Source organism: Bradyrhizobium sacchari, from assembly GCF_002068095.1.
Lineage (GTDB): Bacteria > Pseudomonadota > Alphaproteobacteria > Rhizobiales > Xanthobacteraceae > Bradyrhizobium > Bradyrhizobium sacchari.
In genome coordinates, this window is record NZ_LWIG01000024.1 from 48,996 (window position 1) to 61,104 (window position 12,109).

A 12,109-nucleotide genomic window follows, 5' to 3' on the forward strand; every position below is an offset into this window, starting at 1 on the left:
CGATGATTTCGTCCTCAACCAGCCGCTCTCGCGGCTGCAGCCGGCCGAAGATGATCTCCCGCTGCAGCGCCTCGGCCACACTCTGCCACAGGCCAGCGGTTCGGTAACGTGATGCCATGTCTTTCAGCGGCACAAATGTCATGGTGGCGCGAGATCCTCGCGACGGGTCGACAAATACCGCAGTCTGCCCGATTTGCGAAAGCCAAATAGCTAGACATTGGTCTTAATGGCCAACTGTCGCGCAAACCGGCAAGCAGAAATGTCAGCGGGGGAGTTCCTCTTCAAGTCTTGCCACCGCCGTGAAGTCCTTTTGTTTGGCATTCTATTGGTAGGTCGTGCGCGGCTCAACCGGCGGCTAACATATTCGATTAAGTATCTAACAGTTGGATTTCTGTCGACAAACATCTCAACGCTCAAAGCAGCGATTGAGGGTGTCGGACTTGACCGCATTGTGTTCGGTGATTGCGCCCCGGCGGCACGCAGGTGGCCATGTACGCGCGTGAGTGGTCTTCTTCATCATTGTTCTCTTCCGTTCCAGCGCGGCCCAAAGGGCCGTTCCATGAGAATTAGACTTTACTCGATTTGGATATCCACGCAGCCATGCCGGTTGCCCAATAAAGTCTCGAAGAAGTCTCCTTTCGCGCACAGCCGTCCACAAATTGAGATGCGGCCCATTCCCTGCTTTCCGTTTCAGGACTCCCAACCACGGCACGGAAACGAGGCCAGCGAGGCGAATTGCAGCAAAGCGTCTACTCCGAAAGCGATCTGGTCGCGGATCAAGGGAGAATGCCCAGCCTCGAGAGGCGACTGCTCCAGTATCAGTCCCGTTCCGTACTGCCCGACCGGGCGAAGCCACATTGCAGGATCTTCAATGCGCCGCTCGCGCGCCCGACGAGCTCAGGTCGGAAGTAGTCTTGCTCAGTCCACCCGTTCGACACCACAAACCCAAGCCGCCGCCAAAGGAACTGCACTGCCCACGCAGACCCGACGCTGGTCGCTGATAACGCCGCAATTCGCCAGAAGCGCGCATCGGAATAGACGGCTTTCAGGGTGGCGGCTTTCAAGCGTATCAGGTTGCGCAGACGATTGCCTCGCGGCGCGATGCCGCCAACCAGAGTAGGCCCACCAGGTCAAGCTCAGTCAGGCGCCCAGCTCATCGAGCCGGCGAGGGCGGCGACGTCCATTTGAGGAGAACCGCGTCCGGAAGGGCTCAGATCAACACCGTCTGCCCATGCTTTGCGACGGTAACTTGGCGGTCTCGAACATGAGCTTCGAACGAAATCGAATTGCCGTCCTTCCAGAGGTTGACCGTAATTATCTCGCCCGGGAACAGCGGGGCAGAAAACCGGACGCGATGACGATGGAAGGCAGAGGGATCGTAGTCGGCATACGTTTGCAACAGGGCCCGGCAGGTCAGTCCATAGGTGCACATGCCGTGGAGAATGGGCTTGGGGAAACCGGCCCGATGCGCGAATTCCGGATCACTGTGTAAGGGATTTCGATCACCCAACAGACGATAGATCAAGGCTTGGTCGGGCCGGATCGGGATGTCGATTGATCTGTCCGGCTCTCGGCGTGGCACTTGGTGCGGCTCGGGTGCTCCCTCCGATGGGCCGCCAAAGCCGCCGTCGCCCCTCGCAAAGATCGACGAAACAATTGTGACGATCTTATCACACTTATCATCCTTCACGACGACTTCATTCTGAATGATTGCGCCTTTCTCCTTACCCTTGTCGTACACGCCGCGCACACGTGCATCCGCAGTAGCGCTGGCCTCTGCAGGAATCGGCTTGTGAAATGTGATGTCATGTTCGCCATCAAGGAGCATGACATGGTTGAGGTCGATCACTCCGGGGCGCGCCCCCCAGACGCAGACTGAAGCAAAGCTCGGGACCACCTTCAGCGCCTTCGGCGTTGCATATGCCTCGTTGACAAACTGTAGCTCTTTTTCGTTCAGAGGATCGGAGCCCATCCCGATACCAAGCGCATAGAGCATCACCTCGCGATCGCTCCATGAGTAGGGAGCGGCTTCGGTCTTGAGATCGAGTACCTTGGGATAGTCGATCGGCATCGGGAATCTTCCCTTATTTCCGTTCCTTCTTGGCGCGAGGCGGGAGACGCGGCGGCTCTGTTGAGAGTAAGTTCTGTTGGGCTGCGATCTCGCCCTTCTCCTTCCGGAGCTCGTCGATGAGCTTGACGAGCTTCTTGTTGCCACCGAAGACGATATCCTTTTCTGGAATTCGGACATAAACTGGAATGTCACGGACGTATCGATAAAGTCGTGCCGGCGTAATAGTTGCGCCGCGCCCCCAGGAATACTGGCCACACCTCACCGGACCATAGCTGATATGGAGCATGTCCTTGATTGGCCGCCAGACCACGCTCTTTGAGTCCGCATAGGCGCAGCCGCCGATCGTCATCACGCCGAGGATGGATTTGAGATTTGACTTTACTCCGGAAACCGACCTCCCTGCCCCATAAACGTTCAGGTGCTTGGCGCGCCGCTTAGTGGTCTTTTCCGGATAGAGCGTCAGCACCTCCTGGATGAGATCCTTATTGCGGGCATTGATCCCTTCGATGCTCTTGGTCGTGGCGAAGCTCATGCTGATATCTTTAGAGTTAGCGAGACGGTACTCAGCCAACAAGTCCAGCAATGATCGTGCCAGCCGCGTGCAAGCGCGAAAATCAGTGCGGTTGTAAATACATAGAGTATTCGGCAAGGCCAGCCGGCCTGTGTTGCAAATCCCACATCGCAAGCTTTTCCAGGGATAGACCTCGCTTGCGCCCGTTCGATAGAACATAACGACGAACGCGCCTGCTATTGCACCGCTGAAATTGCACGACAAAGCGGTAACCTTGCGGGCTTGGCGCGCGCCCGCTGGATGCTGTGTCATCGACTGCCGGATACCGAATGATTCCAACCGGCCGCACGAGCTGATGCGTTGACGCGCTACGCCAGAGAGCTAACGGCCCCGAAATCTCCATTGCCGCACCAAGACCACCACGTCGGAGCACGCATGATCGCGAACACGGTCTAGCGGATTGAAAACGCAACCGTGGTCGGGATGATCGTGAAAGATCCAGCCCGCCCGAATCTCGATATCGCTCGCTCGCATTACCAACGCCCCGCTTGTCCTCCTGCGCGCAGGCCCTCGTTCTTGGTCGCCCAAGGAACCACCTCAGCCGCGCCGGCAGAAGCCGCATGCTATGAGGATCTCACGCATTGGTGCGGCGATGCGACGAAAGCATCCATTATCGCTTGTGGCCGCTGCCGCCCGTTTATGCGAGCAATTCATGGACCGCAATAAGAGCCCGCGCGAGTGCATCAATGTCTGCATGCGTGTTGTAGAGCGCCAATGAAGCACGGCATGTTGCCGGCACACCGAAGCGCTTCATCAGCGGCATCGCGCAATGCGTGCCGGCGCGCACCGCAATCCCCTGACGGTGGATGATCGTTGCGACATCGTGGGGATGGGCGCCCGTCAGCTCGAAGGAGATCAGCGGCCCCTTGTCCTTTGGCGTGCCGATCAGCCGCAGCGACTTGATTTCACGCAAGCGCTCTTGCGCATAGTCGACGAGATCCTGCTGATGTGCGGCGATACGCGCCTTGTCGATCGAGTTGACATAGTCGATGGCGGCCCCCAGACCAATCGCCGGGACTACCGGCGGCGTGCCGGCCTCGAATTTGTGCGGTGGATCACCATAGCTGACCCAGTCCTCCGCCACCTCCCGTATCATCTCACCACCGCCATTGAAGGGCGGCATCGCAGCCAGTAAGTCATGCGTGCCATAGAGCACACCGATCCCGGTAGGTCCATAGAGCTTATGACCAGTGAAGACGTAGAAATCGCAACCGATGTCTTGCACGTCGACCGGCAGGTGCACGGCGCCCTGCCCGCCATCCACCAGCACCCTGATGCCGCGGGCGTGCACCAGCTTGACCACGTCCTTGACCGGCACCACAGTGCCAAGCGCGTTCGACATATGCGTGATCGCGACCAGCTTGGTGCGTGGCGTGAGGAGCTTTTCGAGCTCCTCGAGCAGAAAATTTCCGTCATGGTCAACCGGAGCCCATTTGATCACGACGCCATAGCGCTCTCTGAGCAAATGCCACGGCACGATGTTGGAGTGGTGCTCCATGATCGAGAGCACGATCTCGTCCCCCTTGCCGATATTTGGCTGCCCATAGGAGTAGGCTACGAGGTTGATCGCCTCTGTGGCGTTGCGTGTGAAGATAATCTCGTCTGAGCGGCGGGCGTTGACGAACTGCGCCACCTTGGTCCGCGCTCCCTCATAGGCTTCGGTGACGGCATTGGTCAGGTAGGGCAGGCCGCGATGCACATTGGCGTATTCACTAGTATAGACCTGCATGAGGCGGTCGAGTACCGCCCTGGGTTTCTGGGCCGAGGCAGCATTGTCGAGATAGACGAACTGTTTACCATACACCCGCATGGCAAGCGCCGGAAAATCCTCGCGAACGCGCACCACGTCGTAACTGTCATTGCGAACGGCCGAATGCGTGCTCATCGCCGCATCTCCAGCCAGCATGCAACCTGCGCGGTCACGAACTCGCGTAGACCAGCGCCTGCGATCTCCACGATTGCCTCGCCGAGGAATGCCTGGAACAACTGCGCCTGCACGTTCTGCTCAGGCAGGCCGCGCACGCGCAGATAGAACAAGGGGCACTCGTCGAGCGCCTCTGAATTCGCGGCATGGCCGCAGTTGACATCATCCGCTAAGATTTGCAGCTCCGGCTTGTTATCGGCCTTCGCGCCAGACAGGAGCAGAGCCCTCATAATGATCGTGCACTTTGATTTCTGACCGTTTACGATGATGCGTCCCTGGGATGACCGCGATCTCCACCACGAAGCGGAAATTCTCTTCGCTCGTGCAATGCGGCGAGGCATGATCAATCAGCCAGCGAGCTGCCACCGCGCTGGCTGTCTCGAGCATTACCTCCCGGTCAGTCCAGGAATAAGAAACTCAACAGGTTCTTAAGTTCAGTGCGGCGGGATAGTCGATCGGCATCTGAGCCTTCCTAGGTTTAGAAGAGGAGTACCGCCGACCATCAAGCTTAACGGCTTTGCAGGGCGGCGGCGCACGGCACTCACGCCAAGTTTGTGCGTTGGCTTGCGTGCAGACGTCATCGTTCGGGCAGATTAGCTAACGGACAAGCGGCCGCTCCGTCGGTCGAGAGAACATCTTTCCATCGAGAACCTTGTTGCGGCTGTTTTGAACATACGCGCGGCTATCGCCTCTTGATTCAAATATCTCTATCTTTCGCGTGTAGTGAGGCATGATGTATTTGACTGTCTTCTCAATAACGGAGACGCTGGTTCGACGAGGCACCGCAATTTCTGTTTCTCGGCCCAATGCAACCTGACAATGCAATGCTCTCGTACCAGCCTTGCTTGGAACTGCTCATGATACAATACAGCATCGCCAGAGGATAGGTGCCCTACCTGGTGTGGTGGGGATATTGGACTCGAGAGTACTAGGACAGGCGCAATGTTATTTGCCAGAGCTGCGCGGTAGCCAGGTTATGTGCGTCAAATTCAGCAAATTCGATCATGGGGTTCGGCCGAGCCATCCCCTCGGAGCCGCCGTCGCTCGCCTCCCTCAAGCGCAAGCGTGATAAGCGACGGCGGCGGAGAGGGGTGGCCCATCCCCTTGGTGGGCCTGAGCATCGTCAAGCTGCCTGGCGTAGCTTCGATACTCTGAAGCAGACAGCCACCTGTGGTTCACGCGCAATCATGCCGCGGGAACGGTCAGCCCGTTGCATACGCGCGAACTGATTGCTGATCGCTCGTCACCTGCCCGCTTCCCAGCGCTTGTTCATGCGCGACCAACGACGCAACCGTCTTGACGCACTTGTTCGTCAAAGATGCTGGATGACGCAAAGCTATGCGACAAACCAGAGCGAAGTCCGAACTAATCGCCGCCGTCCACCGGATCTGCGATGCAAGCAGCCGACGCTTTGCCGATCTTCTCGCCCTTTCCGTTCGCCTGCTCCGGGTCGGCTCGCTGATCAGGGGCAGCCGCTCCGCATTGTGTCACCTCGCCCCTTCTCGATCGCCACGCGCCTTCGTGCAGGGCACGTCTGCCGAAGTTCTAGCGAGTGTCCAGCACTCTCCGCGCGATACTGATTCGAAGTCAGCACCGCGCCGCATGTAGCAGTCGGAGGATCCCGACCGGCCAGAGTGACAGCTCGCGACAGGTTGTTCAATGGTTCTAATCCGTCGACGCGGCATCGCAAGGCCTGATATTTTTGCCTTCAGTCTCCGGCGCACGCCCGTCCCACGAGCTAGAAGTGTTTACTCGAACTTGCGCTGGTCGACGTCGTCTCTACGCACCAAATCGCCCGGGTTCTTTGCGGGTTGCTTGGTCAATCGCCCGATCCCACTATGATCCCTCTTCGCGATATCGGCCGGCCAACCCGTGAATTGATTCCGTTTACGACAAATGCCGTTTCGCGCGCTTAGCCGTTCCGGGTCAGCTTCCACGACGGGGCGCTCCCAGAATGGTCCAGTTCGCGGACTCTTTGCTGATGGAATTCGGATCGGCGCGCTTAATCCTGTTTGGTTGAGCCGGTAGGTTCGCCGGCACCGCTACTTTCGGATGAAGATCGACGAGAACCTTGCTGTAGCCACATCGAGGGAGCACTGGTCAAGGCGTTCTGCCCAACTTGTCTGAGAACTTCGACGGACGTCTCGCCGCGATCGGCGGCTTCTAGAATTTTGGACGCGACGTGCGCTCGGATGCCGGTCTCGTCACGCGGCACCCCCTGGCAAACTTCATCCAGAATTCGACGGAGACAGGCGGTGGTTTCGGAGTTGAGCATAGAAGGTCTCCTCCAATGGAGCGGCGCAATGACCGCACTGAACAGCGAAATTTACGACATCAATATCATCCAAGTGGACGGCGATGGAAACGAGAGTCTTTACTTACGGTTGCATTTCATACGATGAAGAACGGACGCGCGCCCTCAAGTCTGGTGTTTTTGTCGCGAAGACTACCGACATACTCGGGCAACTCGTTCGATAGTCTGATGATCTTGTCCGCGCTACGCTGTGCCTTGCGGTCGAGCGTGTCCGCTCGTGGCGCACCATAAATGATCGGCTATGTATTCGATGTCGTGAACCCGACAAATGATGTCGATGACGCAGATGGCCCGCGCGCGCGATCCAGTTCACGTTCTGAGTAGATGCTGTGCACCCAGCTCGAGCGCGGGAGCACCTCCTGAGTTAGCAGCACCGAAGAAGATCATGGCACTACTCCTGATCACAGCTGTCATCCCGACCAAAGTTCCGCATTCTAATCGAGTTAATCAGTCAAGCCCGGCGCGCCGGGCATGACCCGCAATCGAGGTCAAGGACCGCCCCCGTCATCTGATCCTCGAAGGAAGTCCGGCAACTCCTTTCAGGGGTACTGTCCAGAATCTTTCGCACTTTTGATCAGGCGACCGCTCCGGTTTCAGAGAGTTGTGGTTGATAGAGCGTTCGCATGTTCATGTAGCATTTGGTCGACCACGCCGTTCCGACAATGTGCCGCAGCCGGGCCGCCGCCAAGTTGAGACAGGATTGACCGTCGGGGAAGGCGCCGACGACACGGGTTCGTCACCGGATCTCCTTCATGATGCGCTCGAGCGGATTGTTCGTTCGAATCTTCCGCCAATGGATATCCAGAAAGGCATAGTAGGCGAGCGTCCCGTGAACCGCCTGCTCGAACGGATGTCGCGCCAGCACGGTGCCGCTTAGAGCCCCGCAGAGCGGCCCGATATAAGACCAGTATCTTGAAATGAACCCTTACGCCGCTCGCGTAAACCTATTGAGGGCCGCTTGAAGCAGGTTTTTTCGAAATGATCTGAGCCCACGCCCACTCCAAGGGCATAGAGCTTACCTCCCTGTCAATGCAGGAATAGGGAGCTCCACAGGTCCTTAGGGCCAGTGCAGCGGACAATCGAGCGGCATCCGAACCTCACTACGTTGAGACCAGGGTGCGCTTCCAGCGGCTCAACTTGAATGCGCTTCGAGAGGCGGCAGGGCACCGTACGCCCTCCGAGTTCGTGGGCTGGAGAGTGTGGAGTAGATCTCATTGTGCGGGCAGATCATCAAGCCAACAGGCTGGCGCGACGTGCGGTCGGGAAAAGATCTTACCGATCTTCTCGGGAACTTTATTCTGGTGGTATCGCATATACAGGCGGCCATCCTGCCCTAAATCCAATATCTCTATTTTTCCTGTGTAATGGGACATGATGTATTTGAATGTCTTCTCGATCCCGCTCAGACGTTGGTTGATGCCGCGTACAATTTCTAGTCCGCGCCAAAGTGCGACTTGGAAGTGCGATGCACCCTTCACCGGCCTTGCTTGAAATAAATAGTAAGGTCGCACTCCGATTTCGTGGCATTTGGCGAAGGTCGCGGCCAGTATTTCGGGATCATCGTTGACTTTGGCGAGAAGCACGGACTGATTAAGGAATTGCACGCCCTGTGCTCGCAAAGTGCGAACTTTGTGCTCCGCGTCGGATGAGATCTCCCCTAGGTGATCGAAGTGAGTGACGATGATTGGGGTTTTACCCGCCTTGTGGATACGCTGGAATAGCGCTGGTAGAGCGGAATCTTCGAACCGCCTTGGCTCATAGGCCAGCATTTTTGTGCCAAACCTGATCGAATTCAAATGATTTATTGGCAGCAGGTGGTCAACGATCTTGTTCAGATTAGCGGTCCTGAGCACGAACGGGTCGCCTCCGGAAAGGAGTACGTTCGTCATCTCAGGATGACGCGCAATATATTGCGCGGCCTGGTGGAAGTCCGGTGCGATTTCGTCCGAAACCCTGCCCACAATGCGCTTGCGAAAACAGTAACGGCAATATGAGCCGCAGCGCTCCGTCACCAGCAACAAACCAGTCTGCGCGTACTTGTGCTGGAGCCCCGGCACGACCGTGTTATCGTGCTCGCCGCTCGTATCTAAGGTGCCTCGGCTTTCGAACTCCTTGATTGAGGGCTCGACAATGTACTTCAGCTGATCGTAGTAACCGCTTTTGATGATCTGTTCGCGATAAAACTTTGTGACATGATAAGGTGTGATGTTGTTGACTTGCAGTTCACTCTCGCTAACGACGCAGCTTTCTTCAATGAACTTCAACACGTGTGCTCTGCAATTCAGCGGATTAGCTGCTGTTTCCATTGCACACCTCGTCCTGCCGTATCAGCGCGTTTGATTCATGCGACCTTCCTCGTCTACAATACAGCATCAACAGTGGATCGATACCTACCTAATGTGGTGAGGACTTATCAGACTCGAGAGTTGAGAAAGGCGTCCCTGGTACTCGCCAGATGGCGGCGCGCCCGAGGGTAGCAGCGCGATACGGAGCCTAAGTCGCAGCGGCTAGAACGTGTTGAGATCAAATTGAATCGCAAGGGTCCGTTATGGCGCGTCGTGACGCCTGGGGCCGACGTCAGCACACGTGCCGTGCCGAACGGCCATTGGAAGACGACGAGGTTCTTTGCGGGTCTCACCCGAGGGGTGATTGCATCTTTCGTGCTAGACGGGCCAATCATTGGCGAGTGCTTCCTGGCCTATGTCGAGCAAATCCTCCTCCCCGTGCTGCGCGCGTGATCCGCACAATGTATCGACCCAGAACAACGAAGAGGCCGCGGGCCTCATAGCAGGCTCCGGCGCACCTACTCTTCCTGCCGCCCTACGCCGCGCTCTCAACCCGATTGAGATGGCATTCGCCACAGTCAAAGAACTGCTGCGGTAAGTCCCCAGCCAGAACCGTCGATGCCCCTGGGATCTCATCGGACGCACCCTGAGCATGCTCACTTCTGAGAATGTACCGTCCGTCCTTGCGGATACAATCCCTTTGATCGCGACAGGCTCCCGCGAACGCGCAGCATGCCTAATATGTGCGACAAGCGCGCTCACGCCTTTCTGCCTGTACAAACACGCAACCGTCGCCTCCTCAAAATCGGGGTGAGCGCCATCCCAATAGCGAAGGACACCTTGAATGGCCTTCATCGGAATTAGGACCTGGTGTGCCTGGCCGACATTCATAAGTGATATCAGTGTGCGAGCCTCTTTAGGTTGAATAGCGCCTCGACCATCGCCAAGCTCGATCCGCTCCAGCTTTTCAATGCCCGCCACCTATAGGCAAGAGCCGGCTCGTATTGTACCCGGCTCTCGCACGAGAATAGCCCCGCCTGCTCGCGCCTTTTCAGAAAGCCTTAGGGACAAGAAAAAGAAGCAGATTGCCCGCGCTGGTTAGCCGGCCCTGGCGCGATAAGCCTCTAAGACGGGCTCCGCTCGACATTGCAGGGCTGCAACTTAGTTTTTGGTCTCCAGGCGCCTTATGAAATCTGGGAGGTGCGGACAATGTCAGGCAGCCTTTGCGGCCCTTGTTTTTGGCCTCTTGTGCCGTACGCGGTCGTCAATCGCAAGCTGGTCTATGGCGCAGTGAGGACTGCCGGTTTCCTTGACAGGACACGGCTCAGTCGCGCGATTGTGCCAGATTACGACGGCCCGATTTCCCGTTCCAGCACAGGGTGTTCCGGGGCGCAATGAGATAGGATTGCAGCCGTTCAAACAGTCTTTGGCTGGGATAACGCTGCAGGCCGACGAAGTTGTTCACGGAAGGACCGAGCGATAGCATGCGTTCGCCGGTCTCGGGATGAACGCGAACAATCGGAGGGTGTCGTTTCGTAGATCGTTCCAGTGGATGCCCCGCACCAAGGCCGCATGTCGGCTTCGGTGGCCCTCTCTGTCGCAGTGAGGTCAGATGCGACGAAGCTCAGAGCCCAGAGGTTATCTGCGAGCATCCGCAGGGAATCGGGAAGATCAAGACAAGCGGCCGCCCTGCATATCACCTCACAAATAACATGCGCGCGATCCGCAACGTCGCCCGAACGGGTCGTTGCTCTGGCGTCGCTCTCACGACGGTCGCAGTGAGCAGAATCCGCGTCACCCTGAACACTGCGTATTCGATGTTTTTTTCCATGGCCACGTTCGATAGCCGACAAAACCGGTCACCGCTGCGACAAGTCGCGCGTTTGAGCGCCGAGGTGCCCAATCATCGCAGTGTCAAGGCGCGTATACCCGGCGGCTTTACACAGAAGCCCGTCGGGATTCCGGCGCTGACATGGGTCCACTCCAATGAGTGTGTGGTGAGGTCCATAGATGCGATCGGCGCGTCAGGTGGTAGCAACGAGGGCAAAGCCTGCGGCGCCGAGCTGGACTACTTGGCGATCGCGACCTGGGTCGCATTTAAACAAGCACGCCTCCGCCTCGACCGTCTGAAAATGTCCATCAGCGTCGCTTCCGGGGCGTGCAACACTCGGCTTTCCCTTCATCTCGATCGCAGCGATAAAGACCGATACAAAGCGATTCGCTCTTGCACATCATACTAATTTTGAGCCATCCCTCAGGTCGCTTCGGTTGTCTGAACAGCAATTCCGCGTCGATAAGTGGAGCTTCTACCAGAGTTAGGCTGCCGCGCGGAACGGCAGCGGGTTGAAGTAAGCTTGATCCGGGGTGGCGCTGTCAAAACGCGAGTGGGGACGCCGGCCGTTGTAAAAGTCAAGCTATCGGCCGATCGAGGCGCGGGCGTCGGACACGGTTTCCTAGGCGCGCAGATAGACCTCCTCGTATTTGACGCTGCGCCCCAGACGCTCGACGAAGACGTTGTCGCGCCAGGCGCCCCGGCCGTCCATGCTGATGGCGATGCCATGACTGGCGAGCACGCCGGTGAACGCGGCGCCCGTGAACTGCGAGCCCTGGTCGGTGTTGAAAATGTCCGGCTTGCCGTGGCGAGCAGAGCGTCCTCCAGCGTCTTGACGCAGAATGCGGCTTCCATCGTGATCGACGCGCCGCGACAGCACCCGGCGGCTGAACCAATCGAGCACCAGTGCGAGATAGATGAAGCCGCGAGCCATCGGAATGTAGGTGATGTCCATCGCCCGGACCTGGTTTTGGCGTGTGATCTGCATCCCGCGCAGCAGATACGGATAGACCTTGTGCCCGGGTCCGGGCTTGGTGGTACGCGGCCGGCGGTAGAGCGCTTCTATCCCCATCCGCCGCATCAGCGTTTTGACATGCCGGCGGCCGATCTTGC

Annotated in this window: 8 protein-coding genes; 1 reads left to right on the forward strand and 7 read right to left on the reverse strand. The window is 57.7% G+C overall.

Annotated features, from left to right (window positions below; all coding sequences use genetic code 11):
- Positions 1–1,210: 1,210 nt before the first annotated feature.
- The 6 genes from A5906_RS23895 to A5906_RS23925 all read right to left on the reverse strand — a co-directional run bounded on the left by A5906_RS23895 (position 1,211) and on the right by A5906_RS23925 (position 9,186).
- On the reverse strand, positions 1,211–2,071 hold the full coding sequence (locus A5906_RS23895) for a MaoC/PaaZ C-terminal domain-containing protein (RefSeq protein ID WP_080137747.1): 861 nt from the start codon (positions 2,069–2,071) through the stop codon (positions 1,211–1,213).
- A gap of 13 nt (positions 2,072–2,084) precedes the next feature.
- Positions 2,085–2,603 (reverse strand): nitrogenase component 1, encoded by a 519-nt coding sequence (locus A5906_RS42625; RefSeq protein ID WP_161495428.1) that lies wholly within the window; start codon positions 2,601–2,603, stop codon positions 2,085–2,087.
- Positions 2,604–3,279: 676 nt separating this feature from the next.
- Positions 3,280–4,527 (reverse strand): cysteine desulfurase, encoded by a 1,248-nt coding sequence (locus tag A5906_RS23905; protein WP_080137749.1) that lies wholly within the window; start codon positions 4,525–4,527, stop codon positions 3,280–3,282.
- Positions 4,524–4,907: a SufD family Fe-S cluster assembly protein gene (locus tag A5906_RS23910; RefSeq protein ID WP_430642413.1), complete on the reverse strand. Its 384-nt coding sequence runs from the start codon at positions 4,905–4,907 to the stop codon at positions 4,524–4,526. Before A5906_RS23910 ends, A5906_RS23905 begins: the two co-directional genes overlap by 4 nt.
- A 1,661-nt stretch (positions 4,908–6,568) precedes the next feature.
- Entirely contained in the window at positions 6,569–6,841 is a 273-nt protein-coding gene (locus A5906_RS23915; RefSeq protein ID WP_347337611.1) for a hypothetical protein, read from the reverse strand.
- Positions 6,842–8,091: 1,250 nt separating this feature from the next.
- Complete coding sequence (locus tag A5906_RS23925) at positions 8,092–9,186, reverse strand: KamA family radical SAM protein (protein WP_080137750.1); 1,095 nt, start codon at positions 9,184–9,186, stop codon at positions 8,092–8,094.
- Positions 9,187–10,943: 1,757 nt separating this feature from the next.
- Here A5906_RS23925 and A5906_RS42630 point away from each other — a divergent pair.
- Positions 10,944–11,405: a hypothetical protein gene (locus A5906_RS42630; protein WP_161495429.1), complete on the forward strand. Its 462-nt coding sequence runs from the start codon at positions 10,944–10,946 to the stop codon at positions 11,403–11,405.
- Positions 11,406–11,618: 213 nt separating this feature from the next.
- Here the strand turns inward: A5906_RS42630 and A5906_RS23940 are convergent.
- Positions 11,619–12,109, reverse strand: a 491-nt coding sequence (locus tag A5906_RS23940; RefSeq protein ID WP_136615459.1) for a DDE-type integrase/transposase/recombinase, incomplete at its 5' end; no start/stop codon positions are given.